The sequence below is a fragment of the Bacillus sp. GMa5/1 genome (assembly GCF_050172015.1).
In the GTDB taxonomy this organism is placed as follows: domain Bacteria; phylum Bacillota; class Bacilli; order Bacillales; family Bacillaceae_G; genus Bacillus_A; species Bacillus_A cereus.
Genome location: NZ_JBNLYC010000015.1, coordinates 1 through 19,088, shown reverse-complemented (window position 1 = coordinate 19,088; position 19,088 = coordinate 1). Strand labels below are relative to the sequence as shown.

Below are 19,088 nucleotides of genomic sequence, written 5' to 3'. Positions count from 1 at the left end.
AGGTGCAGAATTAAGATGCATGTAAAAAAAGGTGATAAAGTACAGGTAATCACTGGTAAAGACAAAGGAAAACAAGGCGTTATCCTTGTGGCTTTCCCAAAGCAAAACCGTGTTATCGTTGAGGGTGTCAATATCGTTAAGAAGCACTCTAAGCCATCTCAATTAAATCCACAAGGTGGAATTATTACTAAAGAAGCACCTATTCACGTTTCTAACGTTATGATTTTAGATCCGAAAACAGGTGAACCTACTCGTGTAGGCTTCAAAGTAGAAGATGGTAAAAAAGTTCGTATTGCAAAAAAATCTGGTGAATTATTAGATAAATAATTTTCTTAAGAAAGGAGGTCACTTCATTGAATCGCCTTAAAGAGAAGTTCCAAAAGGAAATTACTCCTGCTCTAGTGAGCAAGTTTAACTATAAATCTGTAATGCAGGTACCAAAAATCGAAAAGATCGTAATCAACACTGGTGTTGGTGACGCGGTATCTAACTCAAAAGCGTTAGACAACGCAGTAGAAGAATTAACACAAATCACAGGTCAAAAACCTGTTGTAACTCGTGCTAAAAAATCAATCGCTGGTTTCCGTCTTCGTGAAGGTATGCCAATCGGTGCGAAAGTAACTTTACGCGGCGAGCAAATGTATGAGTTCTTCGACAAATTAGTATCAGTTTCTTTACCACGTGTACGTGATTTCCGTGGTGTTTCTAAGAAATCATTCGATGGTCGTGGAAACTATACATTAGGTGTTAAAGAGCAACTTATTTTCCCTGAGATTGATTATGATAAAGTAAGCAAAGTCCGCGGTATGGACATCGTAATCGTTACTACAGCGAAAACTGATGAAGAAGCTCGTGAACTTTTAACACAATTCGGTATGCCATTCCAAAAATAATGGAAGCCAACGCTAAGTAGAGGAGGCGAAAACGTGGCTAAAAAATCTATGATAGCGAAACAAAAGCGTACTCCTAAGTTTAAAGTACAAGAGTATACACGTTGCGAACGCTGCGGTCGTCCGCATTCTGTATACCGCAAATTTAAACTTTGCCGTATTTGTTTCCGTGAACTTGCATATAAAGGTCAAATTCCTGGTGTTAAAAAAGCTAGTTGGTAAAACCCACAAATGGGAAGGAGGTAAAACACATGGTGATGACAGATCCAATTGCAGACATGCTTACTCGCATCCGTAATGCGAACATGGTACGTCATGAGAAATTAGAGGTTCCTGCTTCTAAAATCAAAAAAGAGATCGCTGAACTTTTAAAACGTGAAGGTTTCATTCGTGATGTAGAATACATCGAGGATAACAAACAAGGTATCCTTCGTATTTTCCTGAAATATGGTGCAAACAATGAACGTGTAATCACTGGATTAAAACGTATCAGTAAACCTGGCTTACGCGTTTACGCTAAAGCTGACGAAGTACCACGTGTACTTAACGGATTAGGTATCGCTCTTGTTTCTACATCTAAGGGAGTAATGACAGACAAAGACGCTCGTCAATTACAAACTGGTGGAGAAGTAGTAGCATACGTTTGGTAATATATATTTAAAACGAACGGAGGTGTGACCACATGTCTCGTATTGGTAAAAAGATTCTTGAAATCCCTGCAGGTGTTACTATTACAGTTGCAGAAGACAATACTGTAACAGTAAAAGGCCCTAAAGGTGAATTAACTCGTACTTTCAATGCTGATATGCTTATCAAAATTGAAGAGAATACATTAACAGTTGAGCGTCCATCTGAACAGAAGGAACACCGTGCATTACACGGTACAACTCGTGCTTTAATCGGAAACATGGTTGAAGGTGTAACTGAAGGTTTCGCACGCGGACTTGAATTAGTCGGTGTTGGTTACCGTGCTCAAAAACAAGGTGATAAACTTGTATTAAGCGTAGGTTATTCTCATCCAGTAGAAATGACTCCGGAAGCAGGTCTTGAAGTTGAAGTACCTGCACCAACTAAGATCGTAATTAAAGGTATCGACAAGCAACGTGTTGGCGAATTCGCTGCTAACATCCGTGCTGTACGTGCTCCTGAGCCTTACAAAGGTAAAGGTATTCGTTACGAAGGCGAAGTTGTTCGTCGTAAAGAAGGTAAAACTGCTAAGTAAACCCGTTAGGTGAGAGAAAGGAGTGACAAGAATGATCACTAAAGCTGATAAAAATGCGACTCGTAAGAAAAGACATGCACGTGTACGTGCTAAACTTACTGGTACTGCAGAGCGTCCACGTTTAAACGTGTTCCGTTCTAACCAACATATTTACGCTCAAGTTATTGATGATGTGAATGGTGTAACGTTAGTAAGTGCATCTACTCTTGATAAAGACCTTGCTCTTAACGGTACTAGCAATATTGAAGCTGCTACGAAAGTTGGAGAATCAGTTGCTAAGCGTGCTGTAGAGAAAGGCGTTAAAGAAGTAGTATTTGATCGCGGTGGTTACTTATACCATGGCCGTGTTAAAGCTCTAGCTGAAGCTGCTCGTGAGGCTGGATTACAATTTTAATGGTCAAAGGAGGGAAAATTGATGCATCGCATTGACCCAAGTAAATTAGAACTTGAAGAACGTGTAGTTACGATAAATCGTGTCGCGAAAGTTGTTAAGGGTGGTCGTCGTTTCCGCTTTGCTGCACTAGTTGTAGTTGGCGATAAAAACGGTCATGTTGGATTCGGTACTGGTAAAGCACAAGAGGTACCAGACGCAATCCGTAAAGCTATCGAAGACGCTAAGAAAAACTTAATCGCTGTACCATTAGTTGGTACAACAATTCCACACACAATCAACGGTCATTTTGGCGCTGGTGAAGTATTCTTAAAACCTGCTGCTGAGGGTACTGGTGTTATTGCTGGTGGACCTGTTCGTGCGGTCCTTGAATTAGCTGGTGTACAAGATATTCTTTCGAAATCTCTTGGTTCTAACACACCAATCAACATGATTCGCGCTACTGTGAACGGATTAAGCGAACTTAAGCGCGCTGAAGATGTTGCAAAATTACGCGGTAAATCTGTAGAAGAGCTACTAGGTTAAGGAGGGAAAACAAATGGCGAAAAAGTTAGAAATTACCCTCACTCGTAGTGTAATTGGTCGTCCACAAGATCAACGTGCGACGGTAGAAGCTTTAGGTCTTAAAAAGTTGAATTCAACTGTAGTTAAGGAAGAAACTCCTGCTATTCTTGGTATGATCAACAAAGTTTCTCACCTTGTAACTGTAAAAGAAGCTTAAGGATAACTCATTAATATAAGGAGGTGCCTGGGAATGAAACTTCATGAATTAAAACCTGCAGAAGGTTCTCGTAAAGTACGTAACCGTGTCGGTCGTGGTATCGGTTCTGGTAACGGTAAAACTGCTGGTAAAGGTCATAAAGGACAAAACGCACGTTCTGGCGGCGGTGTTCGTCTTGGCTTCGAAGGTGGTCAAACTCCATTATTCCGTCGTTTACCAAAACGCGGCTTCACAAACATTAACCGTAAAGAGTTTGCTATTGTAAACTTATCAACGTTAAATCGTTTTGAAGATGGTACAGAAGTAACACCTGAATTATTGCTGGAAACTGGCGTTATCAGCAAGTTAAACGACGGTGTTAAAGTTCTTGCAAGCGGAGCAGTAGAGAAAAAACTAACTGTTAAAGCGCACAAGTTCTCTTCAAGTGCTAAAGAAGCAATTGAAGCAGCTGGCGGATCAGTTGAGGTGATCTAATGTTTCGTACAATCTCCAACTTTATGCGCGTTGCTGAGATAAGACGTAAAATATTATTCACTTTAGCGATGTTAATCGTATTCAGGATTGGCACGTTTATCCCCGTGCCATTTACAAATGGAGACGTACTGAAGGCACAAGATCAATTAAATGCTTTAGGTATTCTAAATACATTTGGCGGTGGAGCCTTGAAAAACTTCTCCATCTTTGCGATGGGAATCATGCCGTATATTACAGCATCCATCATCGTGCAATTATTGCAGATGGATGTTGTTCCTAAATTTTCGGAATGGTCGAAGCAAGGTGAAATGGGCCGTCGTAAATTAACGCAATTCACGCGTTACTTTACAATTGTTCTTGCGTTTATTCAGGGGTTTGGTATGTCAATCGGTTTTAACGGTATGGTAGGTGGACAATTAATTTTGAATCCAGGTTGGAGCACTTATTTATACATTGCTACGGTACTGACTGCTGGTACTGCATTTTTAATGTGGTTAGGTGAACAGATTACAGCTAAAGGTGTAGGTAATGGTATTTCCATCCTTATCTTTGGCGGTATTGCCGCAGCGATCCCAAGTGTTATATCTCAAGTGTATCAGCAACAGTTTCAAAATATCGGAGATCAATTGTTCATGAGTATCGTTAAAGTTGCATTGATTTTACTAGCTGTGCTAGCAGTTATTGTGGGTGTTATTTTCATTCAACAGGCTGTTAGAAAGATCCCAATTCAATATGCGAAGCGTGTAACAGGAGGAAATGGTGGTTATGCTGGAGCACAAAACACACATTTACCGCTTAAGGTAAATAGTGCTGGTGTTATTCCAGTAATTTTTGCTGTTTCATTCTTAATTACGCCTCCGACTATTGCACAGTTCTTCCCGAAACATGATGTATCGCAGTGGATTATTGCAAACTTTAACTATTCTCACCCAGTGGGAATGATCATATATGTTGCGCTCATTGTAGCCTTCACATATTTCTATGCATTTGTTCAGGTTAATCCAGAGCAAATGTCAGAGAATCTAAACAAGCAAGGTGGATATGTTCCAGGTATTCGTCCGGGTAAGAATACGGAACAATATCTAACAAAAATCTTGTATCGTTTGACCTTTGTAGGATCAATTTTCCTAGCAGCGATTGCAATCTTACCAGTTATCTTTACGAAATTGGGAAATCTTCCTCCATCTGCACAGATCGGTGGAACGAGTATGTTAATCGTTGTCGGCGTTGCTTTAGAAACAATGAAGCAGCTAGAAAGCCAACTGGTAAAACGCCATTACAAAGGGTTTATCAAGCAGTGAGTAAGTGGGAAGAATTGTCTTCCCTACATGCTCATGTACTCTGAGGGGGAACAAGGATGAACTTAATTTTAATGGGGCTTCCTGGTGCTGGTAAAGGTACACAAGCCGAACAGATTGTTGCCAAGTATAACATCCCTCACATTTCAACAGGAGACATGTTCCGTGCAGCTATGAAGGCTGAAACTGAAATGGGTCTACAAGCAAAATCTTTTATTGATAAAGGTGCACTTGTTCCAGATGAAGTTACAATCGGAATCGTTCGTGAACGTTTAAGTCAAGACGACTGCGTAAGAGGTTTCTTACTAGACGGTTTCCCACGAACTGTTGCACAAGCATCAGCTCTTGAAGAAATTATGAAAGATCTTGGCAAAAAAATCGACTATGTTTTAAACATTAATGTGGATTCAGGGTTGTTATTAAAACGCCTTACAGGCCGTCGCATTTGTAAAGAGTGCGGTGCGACTTACCACTTAGAATTCAATCCACCAGCAAAAGCTGATGTGTGCGATAAATGTGGTGGCGAATTATATCAACGCTCTGATGACAATGAAGAAACTGTAGCAAATCGTTTAGATGTAAATATTAAGCAAACAAAACCTTTGCTTGATTTCTACGAAGAGCTTGGTTACTTACAAAGCATTAATGGTGAGCAAGATATCAATAAAGTATTTGCTGATATCGATGTTCTCATCGGAGGCTTAGCGTAATGATAATCTGCAAAACTCCTCGCGAGATAGAAATCATGCGAGAAGCTGGCAGGATCGTTGCTTTGACTCATCAAGAGTTGAAACAGCACATTACTCCAGGAATTACAACGAAAGAGCTCGATCAAATAGCGGAAAAGACGATTCAAAAATATGGTGCTACGCCATCTTTTAAAGGATACAACGGATTTCCGGGGAGCATATGTGCTTCTGTAAATGAAGAGCTTGTACACGGAATTCCAGGGAAGCGCAAGCTCAAAGAGGGCGATATCATCAGTATCGATATTGGTGCGAAATACAATGGGTACCATGGAGATTCTGCATGGACGTATCCAGTTGGAAACATTTCTGAATCTGTTCAAAAGCTACTTGATGTCACAGAAAAATCGTTGTATCTTGGTCTAGAACAAGTAAAACCAGGCGAGAGATTATCAAATATCTCACATGCGGTTCAAACCCATGCTGAAGAGAATGGATTCTCGATCGTTAGGGAGTATGTTGGTCACGGAATCGGGCAAGACTTACATGAGGACCCTCAAATCCCGCACTATGGTCCACCCAATAGAGGCCCTAGATTAAAGCCGGGAATGGTCATCTGTGTTGAGCCGATGGTGAATCAAGGAAGACGATATGTAAAAACACTATCTGATGACTGGACAGTGGTAACGGTAGATGGTAAATGGTGTGCCCATTTTGAGCACACGATTGCTCTTACAGAAGCAGGATACGAAATCCTTACCACTTTATAAGTAGCTGGCTCTCCGGGATTTCAGAGCAGTGTAAAATGTTACTGATTTGAAGAAGGGAGAACTATTGAATGGCTAAAGATGATGTAATTGAAGTCGAAGGTACCGTTCTTGAAACGTTGCCAAATGCTATGTTCAAAGTAGAATTAGAGAATGGGCATGTCGTATTGGCTCACGTTTCTGGTAAAATCCGTATGAACTTCATTCGTATTTTACCAGGAGACAAAGTTACGGTAGAATTATCTCCGTACGATTTAAATCGTGGTCGTATTACGTACCGTTTTAAATAATATAGCACTCCGTAATCTTTAAGGAGGTTCGAGACATGAAAGTAAGACCGTCAGTTAAACCAATCTGCGAAAAATGTAAAGTTATTCGTAGACGTGGAAAAGTAATGGTTATTTGTGAAAACCCTAAACATAAACAAAAACAAGGTTAATCAGAAGGAGGTGCATTCGTAATGGCACGTATCGCAGGTGTAGATATTCCTCGAGACAAACGCGTTGTTATTTCTTTAACTTACGTATTCGGCATTGGTCGCACAACTGCTGAAAAAATTCTTGCAGAAGCAGGTATTTCTGAAGAAACACGAGTTCGTGATTTAACGGAAGACGAATTAGGACGTATCCGTGATATCATCGATCGTATTAAAGTTGAGGGAGACCTTCGTCGTGAAGTATCTCTTAACATCAAACGTCTAATGGAGATCGGTTCTTACCGTGGTCTTCGTCACCGTCGTGGTTTACCAGTTCGTGGTCAAAACTCTAAAAACAATGCTCGTACACGTAAAGGTCCACGTCGTACAGTAGCAAATAAAAAGAAATAATAAGTAAAGGAGGTTGAACTAACAATGGCACGTAAAACAAACACTCGTAAAAAACGTGTGAAAAAGAATATTGAAGCTGGTATAGCTCATATTCGTTCTACTTTCAACAACACAATCGTAACACTTACAGATACTCACGGTAACGCACTTTCTTGGTCTAGTGCTGGTGCACTTGGTTTCCGTGGATCTCGTAAATCTACTCCATTCGCTGCGCAAATGGCTGCTGAAACTGCTGCTAAAGCTGCAATGGAACACGGTTTAAAAACTTTAGAGGTTACTGTTAAAGGTCCTGGTGCTGGTCGTGAAGCTGCAATTCGTGCTCTTCAAGCTGCAGGTCTAGAAGTAACAGCAATTAGAGATGTTACTCCAGTTCCTCATAATGGATGTCGTCCACCAAAACGTCGTCGTGTGTAATTTTTCTGTATAGAATTTTCCCTTTTGTCTATAATGGATATGATGCATTATCGAGAAATTTCGTACAGAAACATCGCTTGTTGTGCACAATCGGGAACTGCCTAAGGGGGACTTTCGGTTAGACAGGGGTTATACCTTTGTTTAACCGGGGTTTCGACGTTTTGAAGGAGGGTTTAGTTAATGATTGAAATCGAAAAGCCGAAAATCGAAACGGTTGAACTTAACGAAGATGCTAAATATGGTAAATTCGTAATTGAACCGCTTGAGCGTGGATATGGTACTACTTTGGGTAACTCCTTACGTCGTATTCTTTTATCCTCACTCCCTGGTGCCGCTGTTACTGCTATCCAAATCGATGGCGTATTACATGAATTTTCAACAGTTGAGGGCGTAGTAGAAGACGTTACGACGATCATCTTAAACTTGAAAAAGTTAGCTCTTAAAATCTACTCTGAAGAAGAGAAGACGTTGGAAATTGATGTACAGGGCGAAGGTATTGTCACAGCTGCTGATATTACTCACGATAGTGATGTAGAAATCTTAAATCCAGATTTACACATTGCAACGTTAGCAAAAGATGCGCATTTCCGCGTGCGTTTAACTGCAAAGCGTGGCCGTGGGTATACGCCAGCTGATGCAAATAAAAGCGAAGATCAACCAATAGGAGTAATTCCTATTGATTCTATTTATACTCCAGTATCACGTGTGACTTACCAAGTGGAAAAGACACGTGTCGGACAAGTGGCTAATTATGATAAGCTTACGCTTGATGTATGGACGGATGGAAGCATCGGGCCAAAAGAAGCTATCTCTTTAGGTGCCAAAATCTTAACTGAGCATTTAAATATCTTTGTTGGTTTAACTGATGAAGCACAAAATGCTGAGATTATGGTCGAGAAGGAAGAAGATCAAAAAGAGAAAGTTCTTGAGATGACTATCGAAGAACTAGACCTTTCTGTTCGTTCTTATAATTGCCTAAAACGTGCAGGAATTAATACTGTACAAGAGCTTGCGAACAAAACAGAAGAAGATATGATGAAAGTTCGTAACTTAGGACGTAAATCCTTAGAAGAAGTTAAACATAAACTTGAGGAATTAGGTTTAGGTTTACGTAAAGACGACTGAGGATTTAAACCCATCAACAAAGGAGGGAACTACGAATGGCATACAGAAAATTAGGCCGTACAAGTGCGCAACGTAAAGCTATGTTACGTGATTTAGCTACTGATTTAATTATCAACGAGCGCATCCAAACGACAGAAACTCGTGCAAAAGAACTTCGTTCTGTAGTGGAAAAAATGATCACTTTAGGTAAACGCGGAGATCTTCATGCTCGTCGTCAAGCAGCAGCTTTCATTCGCAATGAAGTAGCTAACGCTGAGACTGGTCAAGATGCACTTCAAAAACTATTCGCTGATGTAGCTCCACGCTATGCTGAGCGCCAAGGCGGATACACTCGTATTGCAAAAATTGGTCCACGTCGCGGAGACGCAGCACCAATGGTAATTATCGAGTTAGTATAATGATAATTAAAAGGGCAGGACAGTTCTTTTCAAGAAACTGGTCATGGCCCTTTTTTTTAAATATAAAAATAGGCTAACTGTGCGAAGGAAAGGGTGCCTTCTATTGAAAAAAGAGAAACTTCGGATAGAAAATATATCATTTCAATATCCTGGGGCAGCCACTTATGCATTAAAAGATGTTTCATTTTCCTTATATGAGGGAGAATGGGTATCTATTATTGGACAAAACGGTTCAGGAAAGTCTACACTTGCAAAATTATTGAATGGTTTGTTTTTGCCAGAAGCAGGGACTATTACAGTAAATGATACAATGGTTTTATCAGAGGAAACGGTATGGGATGTTCGAAAACAAATTGGAATGGTATTTCAAAATCCAGATAATCAATTTGTTGGAACAACAGTGCAAGATGATGTTGTATTTGGCTTAGAGAATATCGGAATGCCAAGAGAACAAATGATTGAAAGATTAGAACAGGCCTTGCGACTTGTCCGTATGGAAGATTTTCTTAATGATGAGCCTCATTCCTTATCTGGTGGGCAAAAGCAGCGAGTGGCAATAGCAGGCGTTTTAGCACTTCAACCATCTATTTTAATATTAGATGAAGCAACGTCAATGTTAGACCCTCAAGGGAGACGTGAAGTAGTAGAAACGGTTAGACAACTTGTTACTCAAAAAGGTATTACCGTGTTATCGATTACGCACGATTTAGAAGAAGCGGCACAGTCAGATCGTGTCATTATTTTAAATAAGGGAGAAATATTAGAGGAAGGGACTCCAGAAAAAATTTTCAAATCCTCTCATATGCTCCAAGAAATTGGCTTAGATGTACCGTTTTCAGTGAAAATAGCAGAATTATTAAAAAGAAATGAAATTCTCTTGCAAAATACGCATCTTACAATGGAAAGCTTGGTGAACGAACTTTGGAGATTACATTCCAAAAAGTAGAGCATCGTTATCAATATAAAACTCCATTTGAAAGACGCGCACTTTATGATGTAGATGTGTCGTTTCCAAGTGGGGGCTATTATGCCATTATTGGTCATACTGGTTCAGGTAAGTCAACGATGATTCAACATTTAAATGGTTTATTGCAGCCGACAAATGGTACAGTTCAAATTGGTGAACATTTGATTTCGGCAGGAAAGAAAGAAAAAAAGTTAAAGCCACTACGTAAAAAAGTAGGGGTTGTCTTTCAATTCCCAGAACATCAGTTGTTTGAAGAGACTGTGGAGAAAGATATTTGTTTCGGCCCTACTAATTTTGGAGTATCTGTAGACGAAGCAAGGCAAAAGGCTAGAAAGGCAATTGAACTTGTAGGGCTAGAACCGGAACTGTTAACACGTTCTCCGTTCGAATTAAGTGGTGGACAAATGAGACGTGTTGCTATAGCGGGTGTACTGGCGATGGAACCTGAAGTGCTTGTATTAGATGAACCTACAGCAGGACTAGATCCAAAAGGGCAGAACGAACTTATGGAGATGTTTTATAAGCTGCACAAGGAAAAGGGGCTTACAGTTATCCTTGTAACGCATAATATGGAGGATGCTGCTCAGTATGCGGAGCAGATTGTAGTTATGCATAAAGGAACGGTCTTTTTGCAAGGAAGTGCAGAGGAAGTATTTTCACATGCCGATGAACTAGAGAAAATTGGTGTGGATCTTCCTATGTCATTAAAGTATAAACGTGCAATTGAAGAGAAGTTTGGTATTTCAATTCCAAAGGCTACCTTATCTTTAGAGGATCTTACTCATGAAGTTGTGCAGGTGTTACGAAAAGGTGGTCATGAATCATGCAGCAGTTGATTATTGGGAGATATATCCCGGGGAATTCACTTATTCATCAACTTGATCCACGTACGAAGCTGCTGATTGTCTTTTTATATGTATTTGTTGTTTTCTTAGCAAATAATGCGATTTCATATGGATTTTTATTTTTATATGCACTCATTGCTTTATTTTTTGCAAAAGTGCCGATTCGTTATGTACTTTCGGGCTTAAAACCAATTTTATGGATTTTTCTTTTTACATTTTTCCTGCATATTTTTACAAATAAGGAGGGGGATGTACTATTCCAGCTTGGTTGGTTTTCGATATATGAAAAAGGATTAGAGCAAGGGATATACATTTCTGTACGATTCTTCGTTATTATTTTAATGACGACATTATTAACGTTAACGACGACACCTATTGAAATTACAGATGGTTTGGAGACGTTATTAAAGCCGTTGAAGCGTATAAAGGTTCCTGTTCATGAAATCGCATTAATGATGTCAATTTCTCTTCGTTTTATCCCGACATTAATGGATGAAACGAGTAAAATAATGAAAGCACAAGCGTCACGTGGTATTGATTTTGCCGGGGGACCGATAAAAGATAGAATGAAAGCTATTATTTCACTGCTCGTTCCTCTGTTTATCAGTGCTTTTAAGCGTGCAGAGGACTTAGCCATTGCGATGGAAGCTCGTGGATATCAAAGTGGTGAAGGACGTACTAAATTTAGGCAACTACGCTGGAAAACAAGCGATACAGTAACGATTGTCAGCTTATTTTGTTTAGCTTGTATTTTGGCATGGGTGCGATCGTAATGGAGAATAGAGAAATGGATAGAATAAAATGTACGGTTGCATATGATGGCATGCATTTTTGTGGTTATCAAATTCAGCCGAACCATCGTACTGTTCAACAGGAGATAGAAAAAGCATTGCAGAAATTGCATAAGGGAGAACTTGTTCGTGTTCAGGCATCTGGTAGAACAGATTCTACAGTTCATGCAAAAGGACAAGTAATACACTTTGATACTTCTTTGTCTCTTGAAGAGTGGCAATGGATTAATGCTTTAAACACAATGTTGCCAGATGATATTGTTATTAGGCAAGTAGAGAAAAAAACAGAAGAATTTCATGCACGTTACGGTGTTGAGAAAAAAGAATATCGTTATCGTGTATTATTATCAAAGACTGCGGATGTATTCCGTAGAAATTACGTATATCAATATCCATACCCGCTCGAAATCAACTCTATAAGAAAAGCAATTCCTTATTTTATTGGAACACATGATTTCACTTCTTTTTGTTCGGCAAAAACTGACAAAAAAGATAAAGTGCGAACAATTTATGAAATCGAGTTAATTGAACAAAATGATGAAATAATTTTTCGTTTTGTAGGTAATGGATTTTTATATAATATGGTCAGAATTATTGTTGGTACGTTACTTAGCGTAGGGCAAGGAAAGCTTGATCCTGATAGCATTCCAGAGATTTTAGCGAAACAAAATCGTCAGTTTGCTGGAAAGATGGCTCCAGGTCATGGGCTTTACTTATGGGAGGTAAACTATAACAACTAATCCTGGTGTAACATTTGCTTGACATTAGAAACTCAAAAGTATATCATAACATATGGTATTGTTTCTAAAACCACGATTAGCCCCGGAAGGAAATCGTGTTTAAGATAAACAATAGATTTTTTCTATGGAAAAGATAACGAGGAGGGAAACACATGCGTACGACTTTTATGGCAAAAGCTAACGAAGTTGAGCGTAAATGGTATGTGGTTGATGCTGAAGGTCAAACTTTAGGTCGCCTTGCTAGTGAAGTAGCATCCATTTTACGTGGTAAAAACAAACCTACATTTACACCACACGTTGACACGGGTGATCATGTAATTATTATTAACGCTGAGAAAATTCATTTAACAGGTAATAAATTAAACGATAAAATTTACTACCGTCACACTAACCACCCAGGTGGACTTAAGCAAAGAACAGCTCTTGAAATGCGTACAAACTACCCTGTACAAATGTTAGAGCTTGCAATTAAAGGCATGCTTCCAAAAGGACGCTTAGGCCGTCAAGTTTCTAAGAAACTTAACGTGTATGCTGGAGCAGAGCATCCACACCAAGCACAAAAACCAGAAGTTTACGAACTTCGCGGATAATTAATTAAAGGAGGGCTTACTTTGGCACAGGTTCAATACTATGGCACTGGACGTCGTAAGAGTTCAGTAGCGCGCGTACGCCTAGTTCCAGGCGAAGGACGCGTTATCATTAACGGTCGTGATTTTGAAAACTATATCCCATTTGCTGCATTACGTGAAGTAGTGAAACAACCTCTAGTTGCAACAGAAACTTTAGGTAACTACGATGTACTTGTAAACGTAAATGGTGGTGGATACACTGGTCAAGCTGGTGCTATTCGTCACGGTATTTCTCGCGCTTTATTAAAAGCTGATCCAGAATACCGTCTAACACTAAAACGTGCAGGTCTATTAACTCGTGACGCACGTATGAAAGAGCGTAAAAAATACGGTCTTAAAGGCGCACGTCGTGCACCTCAGTTCTCAAAACGTTAATTTTTGCGAACTACAAACCCCAACCATTTTGGTTGGGGTTTTTTTATGTTTCATTCCTCTTTTGCAATTTTTATAGCTTGGAATATTTTAGTGCTACCGCCATGCGTATGCTTCTTCTTTAGAAGTTTAGACTAATACGTATTAGGGAGGTTTATAAGTACTATGAATGTCATTGTCAGCTTACAAGAAAAACAAAAAGAAAAGCAGTTAAAATACGAGCGGAAGATGTTGCGGGAATTATCATTAAAAACATTGCGTTCAAATATTCGTGATGCCTTTCAAATGCAAGAGCTTCATCGTCAGTATGAAGATTACTGTATTGAATTAGGGATAGAATCTTATTTATTAGGAGCGAGATACAGTAAATTTGGTTATTATGGTGAATCGTTTTTTGATGTGAAATATAGAGCTTTAGAAGAAGAACAACAATTAACTGAAACGCTATTTCAATTTTTAACGAGTATGACTATGCGAGAAATAAAGTTGAAAGATGAGGAATTACTTTTTGAATCTTGTCAGCAGTTTATAGGATTGTGGTGGCAAGAAGGGTATGAAAAAGGTGAAAGAAGATATCGATTAAAGCTTCATTAAGACAAGCATAAACTTTCCTCTTGTCCCATATAAGTAATTAGAGGGACTAGCTGGAGGAGGAAAGGTATGAAGAGAATTCGAATTATCTCTTTTGCACTCGCTGCGGTTGTATTGTTTTTTTTAGTTAAACAAGAATTTCAAATTACAAAATCGTGGCGAGCTTGGAATTTACCCTTATCAGGGAAAGTAATTGTATTAGATGCTGGGCATGGTGGACCAGATGGAGGGGCTGTTGGTGGAAAGGATATTATAGAAAAGGATATTACGCTTGAAATTACAAAAAAGGTACAAGACTATTTACAAGAACAAGGTGCACTAGTTATTTTAACGCGTGAGGGAGATTATGATTTAGCTAACAAAGATACAAAGTCATATAGTAGACGTAAAGCAGAGGATTTAAAAAAACGTGTAGAAATCATCAATAAACCTGATGTAGACTTTTTTGCAAGTATTCATTTAAATGCTTTAACTAGTAGTGGATCGAAAGGCGCACAAACGTTCTATTACCGCTCTTCGATTGAAAATGAACGTGCTGCAAAATTTATACAGGCTGAATTGAGAACAAGTTTAGAGAACACGAATCGTTCTGCTAAGACAATTTCGCATGTATATTTATTAAAGTATTCTAAAACACCAGGTGCTTTAATTGAAGCTGGCTTTTTATCGAATGTGAACGAAAGGTATATGTTAAATTCGGAGAAATATCAGCAAAAAGTAGCAGCTGCAATATACCGTGGTATATTACGTTATTTCACGGAAAAAGGAAATCCTCCAGAATAAGGAGGATTTTTTTGAGCTTCTCTCATTAACGAAGTTTTCGGAAAATATGTTATACTGGAAATGTAAACGCATTTATTTCAAGGATAAGCAGAGATAAATTTAATTAACATTACGTTATTTTTTATACAGGGGGCTGGGCTAATTATGGTAACGAAAGAGCAAGTGGTTGAAGCGTTAGAAGGGATTGTAGATCCGTTTTTACATAAAACATTAAAAGAAACAAGTGCAATTAAAGAGGTAACAGTCAAGCCGGAGAAGGAACATGTGAGTGTCAAAATTGCAATCGTAAAAACCGGTACAGCGGAACAAATGCAGTTGCAGTCTGGAATTGTAAAGTTAGTAAAAGAACTTGGGGCAGCAACAGTTGGACTTCGTTTTGCAGAATTTACAGAAGAGGAATTAGCTCAGTTTGCACCGGAACAAGAAGAAGAGCAAAGTGAATCTTTATTGTCACCTAATTCAAAAACAACATTCTTAGCAGTAGCGAGTGGAAAAGGTGGCGTGGGAAAATCAACTGTTTCCGTTAACCTTGCAGTTGCTTTAGCTCGTTTAGGAAAAAAAGTTGGTATTATCGATGCGGACATTTACGGTTTTAGTGTGCCAGACATGATGGGGATAGAAAAGCGTCCTATCGTAAGAGGCGACAAGATAATTCCGGTGGAACGTTTAGGTGTAAAGGTAATCTCAATGGGCTTCTTTGTAGAGGATAATGCACCAGTTATTTGGAGAGGACCTATGCTTGGGAAAATGTTAAACCACTTCTTCACAGAAGTAGAATGGGGCGATTTAGATTATTTAGTACTAGATTTGCCACCAGGCACAGGTGATGTTGCGTTAGATGTGCACTCAATGTTGCCATCTTGCAAAGAGATTATTGTAACGACGCCTCATCCAACAGCTGCGTTTGTAGCAGCGCGTGCTGGAGCGATGGCATTGCGCACTGAACATAGTATTCTTGGTGTTGTTGAGAATATGGCATATTTTGAAAGTAAGGTAACTGGTGAGAAAGAATATGTATTTGGAAAAGGCGGGGGAGATAAGTTAGCTACCGAATTACAAACGAATGTTCTTGGTCGCATTCCGCTACAACAACCCGATTGGAATAAAGAAGACTTTGCTCCTTCAGTATATGAAGATACACATACAACGGGCATTATTTATAGTAAAATAGCTGAAACAGTAATTGATAGAACAGCTGTTACACAAAAATAAAGTGAAACTTTAATCAGTGGGGTTCACCTGTTACTGACAACAATAAGGCTTTTGTTGCTAGTAAACCTTTCGCTTAACTAGAGGGGGCCATTTTGTCTGTTAATAGCAAGATAAAGTAATAACGAGTGAACAATGTATAAATTGTCCACTCGTTATTATAGTTATTATTTTTTACTATTCTTCCTTCTTCCCGCCTTGAGAACCACCGTCACCGCCTGCTTCTTTCTTACCAGATCCGCCTTTTTCAGCTTTTTGCACACCTTTACTAATGATATCAATCATCTTGGCTTGGAAGAGTGGACTTTCAGCAGTTTCTGTTAGTACTTGTTGTAGATATTGACGGTATTCTTTACTCTTCATTGTTTGTAACATCATTTTTTCTACTTCAGGATTTTTCATAATTTCTATAACGCCTGCTTGGTATTCAGGGTCTTTTAATAAGGTTTTCATTAATTGGGTTTGTTCTTTCCCCATACTTTTAGCGAACTTCGATGAGAACTCAGGATCTTTAAAGAGCTTTTCCCAGAATTGTTGCCCTTTATCGGATACCATGGCATCTTCAATCGTTTTCTTTACTACTGTTTCATCTAGTATGAGTGCTTGTTTCATTTTTTCATCAGTTAATACATCTTGAATGGCTTTCTTACCTTGATCTGTTTTCAAAATATCAACAATCATTTTCTTTGTTTGATCGTAATCTAGTTCGGATTTCGTTTCTTTTCCTTGTGCGCATGCTGCAAGTGCGATAAGTAGAAAAGAAGAAACGAAAATGAATAGCATCCGTTTCATAAGTTGGAACTCCTTTCAGCACAGTTCTCTCTTTTTAATATAAATATCTTTAAGGAATTTATACATGAACATGGCTAGCTTTTTGAAATTGTCATTGATACAATTTAATTAGAAATATAAGGATAATGGGGGATGTGTTGTGAATAGCCGCAAGTGGGTACGACTATTTTTAACGACGTTGTTTCTTGGTGGAATTAGCACAGTTATTATTGGTTTTGTTTTGGAGTGGGACAAGTACAATAAATTTTTTCAAAATTTCGACGGTAAGGAGATTTTAGCAGTATCTTTCTGGCTGATGGGTGTAGGATTTATTTTTAGTGTTATAAGTCAAATGGGATTCTTTGCATATTTAACAATCCACCGTTTTGGACTAGGGATGTTCCGCTCATCTTCTTTATGGAATGCAGTCCAGCTCTTCTTTATTGCATTCGTATTATTTGATTTTGTGTATTTAAGATCTGTACTTATTGCAAATGGGGAAGTCTCGTTAGGGAATAACATACTTGTTGCTGGAATATTATTTGTGTTTGGAGCAATTGTTGCTTATGTAAAAAGCAAAGAAACAAATAAAAAAGCATTTGTGCCAGCTCTGTTCTTTATGGTTGTTGTAACGATCCTTGAATGGGTACCGGCGCTTCGGATTAATGATACAGATTGGTTATATTTAATGGTTATACCGCTATTGTTATGTAATGCATATCAATTACTTGTATTACATCGTTTAATCGGAAAAACAAGTAAATCAGCTTAATAGAGAGGTTTTATACACCAGCAGTTATAATGCTGGAAATGGTATGATTAAAAAAGCTCTACCACCTTCTTGAAAGGTAGTAGAGCTTTTTATGCGTGAAGAGTAGTAGGGAAGAAGCTACTTCACATCTTCACTTTTCGTACTTGTGTTGGAAATAAGTTGTGATACGGATATTTGCTCATATCCATCACTTTTTATTTTTTGCAGGAGCAGCGGTAAAGCTCTATTTGTTTGAAGGGCAGAATCGGATGCGTGTAATAAGACGATATCTCCACCTTTCAAATTATTAGAGACAGTGGAAACGATGTTATTTACACCTGGGTTTTTCCAATCGTTTGAATTATTACTCCAATGCACGACGGTGTATCCAAGTGATTCTGCGATTTTAAGGGTTGCTTTGTTAAATTCGCCACTAGGTGGACGTAACAGCTTGACTTGTTTTACACCAAGTTTGGTAAAAACATCTTGTGCTCGTAAAAGGTCTCGTCTTATTTCATTTGTCTCTAGAGAAGTATAGGATGTGTAATTGTACCCCATACTACCGATTTCGTGTCCATCTTTCATGATGCGCTCTACAATATCAGGGTGTCTTTCGGCCCATGCAGCAGAAAGGAAGAAGGTTGCATTCTTAATTTCTCTTTCTTTAAGAGTATCTAGGATTGGAATTGCTTTTTTGTCTCCCCAACTAATATCAAACGTAAATGCAACTTGCTTTTTAGCGGTGTCTCCCTTGTAAATTACTTTAGGGCCTGTAGCAGTTGAAAAAGCAGATTCATGTGAATATGTTTTTAAAAAGAGTAGCCATGCTGTAAATAAGGACAGTATCACTATTAAGCTAATGTGTTTAAAATTTCTCTTACTCGTAATAAAAAAGAAAAACATAATATTACGCCCCTTTGTCCAATCCTTTTCAGTTACATATATGCTGGAAATATAAAAAAGAGAACAAAGGATTAATATCGTAAGTAGTGGATATAATGGATGATAGGATTGTGATAATTGAAAATGAGCGGAACGTTTATTGTTGCGTAAGGAATTATTGAGGTGATTGTTTGCTTGGGCTGATGTTGACAAAAGAAGAGAGAAAAGAAATGGAATACATATTGAAGAGAGAATTAGAGGAACTTTTATTTGATTTTGAAGATGAGCGTATTCATGAAGTTGTAAAAAAAGCCATGGAAGAAAGATATAAAATCATTTTCTGTTTATTCCGGAGAGTAGCTAACACAGAAGAATGCATTCGTTATGTAAGAAAAAGAATTTTTTATTAAAAAGTGTTGACGTTAATAGTTTGTATATGTTAAATTAATAACCGTCGCTGATGCGGAAACGCAGAAAACGACAAAAAGAAATTGAAAAACTTAGTTGACATCGAAAAACGAAAATGTTAACATAAGGAAGTCGCA

The 19,088-nt window shown here is 38.5% G+C and carries 31 protein-coding genes; 29 read left to right on the top strand and 2 right to left on the bottom strand.

The features are described 5' to 3' along the window. The first annotated feature begins 15 nt into the window (after positions 1-15). The 27 genes from rplX (at position 16) to ACQGSG_RS06130 (ending at position 16,142) form a co-directional block, all read left to right on the top strand. Complete coding sequence (gene rplX, locus ACQGSG_RS06260) at positions 16-327, top strand: 50S ribosomal protein L24 (protein WP_000558200.1); 312 nt, start codon at positions 16-18, stop codon at positions 325-327. Positions 328-353: 26 nt separating this feature from the next. Then, entirely contained in the window at positions 354-893 is a 540-nt protein-coding gene (gene rplE / locus ACQGSG_RS06255; RefSeq protein ID WP_001080831.1) for a 50S ribosomal protein L5, read from the top strand. Positions 894-926: 33 nt separating this feature from the next. Next, entirely contained in the window at positions 927-1,112 is a 186-nt protein-coding gene (rpsN, locus tag ACQGSG_RS06250) for a 30S ribosomal protein S14 (protein WP_001085700.1), read from the top strand. Between the two features lie 29 nt (positions 1,113-1,141). Further along, the gene (rpsH, locus tag ACQGSG_RS06245; protein WP_000245511.1) at positions 1,142-1,540 is read left to right on the top strand and encodes a 30S ribosomal protein S8; all 399 of its coding nucleotides are present in this window, start codon (positions 1,142-1,144) and stop codon (positions 1,538-1,540) included. A gap of 32 nt (positions 1,541-1,572) precedes the next feature. Continuing rightward, positions 1,573-2,112 (top strand): 50S ribosomal protein L6, encoded by a 540-nt coding sequence (rplF, locus tag ACQGSG_RS06240; protein ID WP_000086558.1) that lies wholly within the window; start codon positions 1,573-1,575, stop codon positions 2,110-2,112. A 31-nt stretch (positions 2,113-2,143) separates the two neighbouring features. Further along, entirely contained in the window at positions 2,144-2,506 is a 363-nt protein-coding gene (gene rplR / locus ACQGSG_RS06235; RefSeq protein WP_000628816.1) for a 50S ribosomal protein L18, read from the top strand. A gap of 21 nt (positions 2,507-2,527) precedes the next feature. After that, positions 2,528-3,028, top strand: coding sequence for a 30S ribosomal protein S5 (rpsE, locus tag ACQGSG_RS06230; RefSeq protein ID WP_000554646.1), 501 nt, complete (start codon positions 2,528-2,530; stop codon positions 3,026-3,028). 13 nt (positions 3,029-3,041) lie between these two features. Continuing rightward, positions 3,042-3,224 carry a 50S ribosomal protein L30 gene (gene rpmD, locus ACQGSG_RS06225; RefSeq protein ID WP_001085234.1) on the top strand — a complete coding sequence of 61 codons (183 nt, stop codon included), beginning with the start codon at positions 3,042-3,044 and terminating at the stop codon, positions 3,222-3,224. A 33-nt stretch (positions 3,225-3,257) separates the two neighbouring features. Then, positions 3,258-3,698 carry a 50S ribosomal protein L15 gene (gene rplO, locus ACQGSG_RS06220; protein ID WP_000766081.1) on the top strand — a complete coding sequence of 147 codons (441 nt, stop codon included), beginning with the start codon at positions 3,258-3,260 and terminating at the stop codon, positions 3,696-3,698. Continuing rightward, a complete protein-coding gene (gene secY / locus ACQGSG_RS06215; RefSeq protein ID WP_000490117.1) occupies positions 3,698-4,999 on the top strand; it encodes a preprotein translocase subunit SecY in 1,302 nt (433 codons plus the stop codon). The genes rplO and secY overlap by 1 nt, the downstream gene beginning before the upstream one ends. 56 nt (positions 5,000-5,055) lie before the next feature. Further along, positions 5,056-5,706, top strand: coding sequence for an adenylate kinase (locus ACQGSG_RS06210; protein WP_001048989.1), 651 nt, complete (start codon positions 5,056-5,058; stop codon positions 5,704-5,706). Continuing rightward, the gene (map, locus tag ACQGSG_RS06205) at positions 5,706-6,452 is read left to right on the top strand and encodes a type I methionyl aminopeptidase (protein WP_000582539.1); all 747 of its coding nucleotides are present in this window, start codon (positions 5,706-5,708) and stop codon (positions 6,450-6,452) included. The genes ACQGSG_RS06210 and map overlap by 1 nt, the downstream gene beginning before the upstream one ends. Before the next feature lie 68 nt (positions 6,453-6,520). Beyond that, a complete protein-coding gene (gene infA / locus ACQGSG_RS06200) occupies positions 6,521-6,739 on the top strand; it encodes a translation initiation factor IF-1 (protein WP_001029884.1) in 219 nt (72 codons plus the stop codon). A 35-nt stretch (positions 6,740-6,774) separates the two neighbouring features. Then, positions 6,775-6,888, top strand: a complete 114-nt coding sequence (gene rpmJ, locus ACQGSG_RS06195) for a 50S ribosomal protein L36 (protein ID WP_000868344.1) — start codon at positions 6,775-6,777, stop codon at positions 6,886-6,888. Positions 6,889-6,909: 21 nt separating this feature from the next. Next, the gene (gene rpsM, locus ACQGSG_RS06190; protein ID WP_000090788.1) at positions 6,910-7,275 is read left to right on the top strand and encodes a 30S ribosomal protein S13; all 366 of its coding nucleotides are present in this window, start codon (positions 6,910-6,912) and stop codon (positions 7,273-7,275) included. 24 nt (positions 7,276-7,299) lie between these two features. Further along, positions 7,300-7,689: a 30S ribosomal protein S11 gene (gene rpsK, locus ACQGSG_RS06185; protein ID WP_000101798.1), complete on the top strand. Its 390-nt coding sequence runs from the start codon at positions 7,300-7,302 to the stop codon at positions 7,687-7,689. 180 nt (positions 7,690-7,869) lie between these two features. Continuing rightward, the gene (locus ACQGSG_RS06180; protein ID WP_000569643.1) at positions 7,870-8,814 is read left to right on the top strand and encodes a DNA-directed RNA polymerase subunit alpha; all 945 of its coding nucleotides are present in this window, start codon (positions 7,870-7,872) and stop codon (positions 8,812-8,814) included. 35 nt (positions 8,815-8,849) lie between these two features. Beyond that, a complete protein-coding gene (gene rplQ / locus ACQGSG_RS06175) occupies positions 8,850-9,212 on the top strand; it encodes a 50S ribosomal protein L17 (protein ID WP_000331490.1) in 363 nt (120 codons plus the stop codon). A gap of 103 nt (positions 9,213-9,315) precedes the next feature. Next, positions 9,316-10,158: an energy-coupling factor ABC transporter ATP-binding protein gene (locus ACQGSG_RS06170; RefSeq protein ID WP_000711759.1), complete on the top strand. Its 843-nt coding sequence runs from the start codon at positions 9,316-9,318 to the stop codon at positions 10,156-10,158. Further along, positions 10,134-11,015, top strand: a complete 882-nt coding sequence (locus ACQGSG_RS06165; RefSeq protein ID WP_000406535.1) for an energy-coupling factor ABC transporter ATP-binding protein — start codon at positions 10,134-10,136, stop codon at positions 11,013-11,015. The genes ACQGSG_RS06170 and ACQGSG_RS06165 overlap by 25 nt, the downstream gene beginning before the upstream one ends. Then, a complete protein-coding gene (locus tag ACQGSG_RS06160; RefSeq protein WP_001186526.1) occupies positions 11,003-11,797 on the top strand; it encodes an energy-coupling factor transporter transmembrane component T family protein in 795 nt (264 codons plus the stop codon). The genes ACQGSG_RS06165 and ACQGSG_RS06160 overlap by 13 nt, the downstream gene beginning before the upstream one ends. Before the next feature lie 14 nt (positions 11,798-11,811). Next, positions 11,812-12,555 carry a tRNA pseudouridine(38-40) synthase TruA gene (gene truA / locus ACQGSG_RS06155; protein WP_033667318.1) on the top strand — a complete coding sequence of 248 codons (744 nt, stop codon included), beginning with the start codon at positions 11,812-11,814 and terminating at the stop codon, positions 12,553-12,555. A gap of 152 nt (positions 12,556-12,707) precedes the next feature. Beyond that, positions 12,708-13,145 carry a 50S ribosomal protein L13 gene (gene rplM / locus ACQGSG_RS06150; protein WP_001260793.1) on the top strand — a complete coding sequence of 146 codons (438 nt, stop codon included), beginning with the start codon at positions 12,708-12,710 and terminating at the stop codon, positions 13,143-13,145. A gap of 21 nt (positions 13,146-13,166) precedes the next feature. Beyond that, the gene (rpsI, locus tag ACQGSG_RS06145; RefSeq protein WP_000079986.1) at positions 13,167-13,559 is read left to right on the top strand and encodes a 30S ribosomal protein S9; all 393 of its coding nucleotides are present in this window, start codon (positions 13,167-13,169) and stop codon (positions 13,557-13,559) included. 162 nt (positions 13,560-13,721) lie between these two features. Then, positions 13,722-14,150, top strand: a complete 429-nt coding sequence (locus tag ACQGSG_RS06140; protein WP_001101005.1) for a DUF2521 family protein — start codon at positions 13,722-13,724, stop codon at positions 14,148-14,150. A gap of 66 nt (positions 14,151-14,216) precedes the next feature. Further along, positions 14,217-14,930, top strand: a complete 714-nt coding sequence (cwlD, locus tag ACQGSG_RS06135; RefSeq protein ID WP_000822439.1) for an N-acetylmuramoyl-L-alanine amidase CwlD — start codon at positions 14,217-14,219, stop codon at positions 14,928-14,930. A gap of 144 nt (positions 14,931-15,074) precedes the next feature. Then, positions 15,075-16,142, top strand: a complete 1,068-nt coding sequence (locus tag ACQGSG_RS06130) for an Mrp/NBP35 family ATP-binding protein (protein WP_087947719.1) — start codon at positions 15,075-15,077, stop codon at positions 16,140-16,142. A 174-nt stretch (positions 16,143-16,316) separates the two neighbouring features. Here ACQGSG_RS06130 and gerD read toward each other — a convergent pair whose 3' ends face one another. Then, positions 16,317-16,931 (bottom strand): spore germination lipoprotein GerD, encoded by a 615-nt coding sequence (gene gerD, locus ACQGSG_RS06125; protein WP_000827296.1) that lies wholly within the window; start codon positions 16,929-16,931, stop codon positions 16,317-16,319. 139 nt (positions 16,932-17,070) lie between these two features. Between gerD and kbaA the strand changes: the two genes are divergently transcribed. After that, the gene (gene kbaA, locus ACQGSG_RS06120) at positions 17,071-17,682 is read left to right on the top strand and encodes a KinB signaling pathway activation protein KbaA (protein ID WP_001088526.1); all 612 of its coding nucleotides are present in this window, start codon (positions 17,071-17,073) and stop codon (positions 17,680-17,682) included. 117 nt (positions 17,683-17,799) lie between these two features. On the opposite strand, the gene pdaB is transcribed toward kbaA, so the two are convergent. Next, positions 17,800-18,564, bottom strand: a complete 765-nt coding sequence (gene pdaB / locus ACQGSG_RS06115; RefSeq protein ID WP_000464705.1) for a polysaccharide deacetylase family sporulation protein PdaB — start codon at positions 18,562-18,564, stop codon at positions 17,800-17,802. Positions 18,565-18,734: 170 nt separating this feature from the next. Here pdaB and ACQGSG_RS06110 point away from each other — a divergent pair, with 170 nt between their 5' ends. Beyond that, a complete protein-coding gene (locus ACQGSG_RS06110; protein WP_000901147.1) occupies positions 18,735-18,953 on the top strand; it encodes a hypothetical protein in 219 nt (72 codons plus the stop codon). Positions 18,954-19,088 lie beyond the last annotated feature (135 nt).

Bases quoted from the DNA above. Each gene is read 5' to 3' on its own strand.
- rplX (WP_000558200.1), top strand. From the start codon at position 16: ATGCATGTAAAAAAAGGTGATAAAGTACAGGTAATCACTGGTAAAGAC.
- rpsE (WP_000554646.1), top strand. From the start codon at position 2,528: ATGCATCGCATTGACCCAAGTAAATTAGAACTTGAAGAACGTGTAGTT.
- pdaB (WP_000464705.1), bottom strand. From the start codon at position 18,564: ATGTTTTTCTTTTTTATTACGAGTAAGAGAAATTTTAAACACATTAGC.
- secY (WP_000490117.1), top strand. From the start codon at position 3,698: ATGTTTCGTACAATCTCCAACTTTATGCGCGTTGCTGAGATAAGACGT.
- rplM (WP_001260793.1), top strand. From the start codon at position 12,708: ATGCGTACGACTTTTATGGCAAAAGCTAACGAAGTTGAGCGTAAATGG.
- rplF (WP_000086558.1), top strand. From the start codon at position 1,573: ATGTCTCGTATTGGTAAAAAGATTCTTGAAATCCCTGCAGGTGTTACT.
- rpmJ (WP_000868344.1), top strand. From the start codon at position 6,775: ATGAAAGTAAGACCGTCAGTTAAACCAATCTGCGAAAAATGTAAAGTT.
- rpsH (WP_000245511.1), top strand. From the start codon at position 1,142: ATGGTGATGACAGATCCAATTGCAGACATGCTTACTCGCATCCGTAAT.
- cwlD (WP_000822439.1), top strand. From the start codon at position 14,217: ATGAAGAGAATTCGAATTATCTCTTTTGCACTCGCTGCGGTTGTATTG.
- rplO (WP_000766081.1), top strand. From the start codon at position 3,258: ATGAAACTTCATGAATTAAAACCTGCAGAAGGTTCTCGTAAAGTACGT.
- rpsM (WP_000090788.1), top strand. From the start codon at position 6,910: ATGGCACGTATCGCAGGTGTAGATATTCCTCGAGACAAACGCGTTGTT.
- truA (WP_033667318.1), top strand. From the start codon at position 11,812: ATGGATAGAATAAAATGTACGGTTGCATATGATGGCATGCATTTTTGT.
- ACQGSG_RS06210 (WP_001048989.1), top strand. From the start codon at position 5,056: ATGAACTTAATTTTAATGGGGCTTCCTGGTGCTGGTAAAGGTACACAA.
- ACQGSG_RS06130 (WP_087947719.1), top strand. From the start codon at position 15,075: ATGGTAACGAAAGAGCAAGTGGTTGAAGCGTTAGAAGGGATTGTAGAT.
- rpmD (WP_001085234.1), top strand. From the start codon at position 3,042: ATGGCGAAAAAGTTAGAAATTACCCTCACTCGTAGTGTAATTGGTCGT.
- ACQGSG_RS06140 (WP_001101005.1), top strand. From the start codon at position 13,722: ATGAATGTCATTGTCAGCTTACAAGAAAAACAAAAAGAAAAGCAGTTA.
- gerD (WP_000827296.1), bottom strand. From the start codon at position 16,931: ATGAAACGGATGCTATTCATTTTCGTTTCTTCTTTTCTACTTATCGCA.
- rplQ (WP_000331490.1), top strand. From the start codon at position 8,850: ATGGCATACAGAAAATTAGGCCGTACAAGTGCGCAACGTAAAGCTATG.
- ACQGSG_RS06180 (WP_000569643.1), top strand. From the start codon at position 7,870: ATGATTGAAATCGAAAAGCCGAAAATCGAAACGGTTGAACTTAACGAA.
- infA (WP_001029884.1), top strand. From the start codon at position 6,521: ATGGCTAAAGATGATGTAATTGAAGTCGAAGGTACCGTTCTTGAAACG.
- ACQGSG_RS06160 (WP_001186526.1), top strand. From the start codon at position 11,003: ATGCAGCAGTTGATTATTGGGAGATATATCCCGGGGAATTCACTTATT.
- rplR (WP_000628816.1), top strand. From the start codon at position 2,144: ATGATCACTAAAGCTGATAAAAATGCGACTCGTAAGAAAAGACATGCA.
- map (WP_000582539.1), top strand. From the start codon at position 5,706: ATGATAATCTGCAAAACTCCTCGCGAGATAGAAATCATGCGAGAAGCT.
- rpsK (WP_000101798.1), top strand. From the start codon at position 7,300: ATGGCACGTAAAACAAACACTCGTAAAAAACGTGTGAAAAAGAATATT.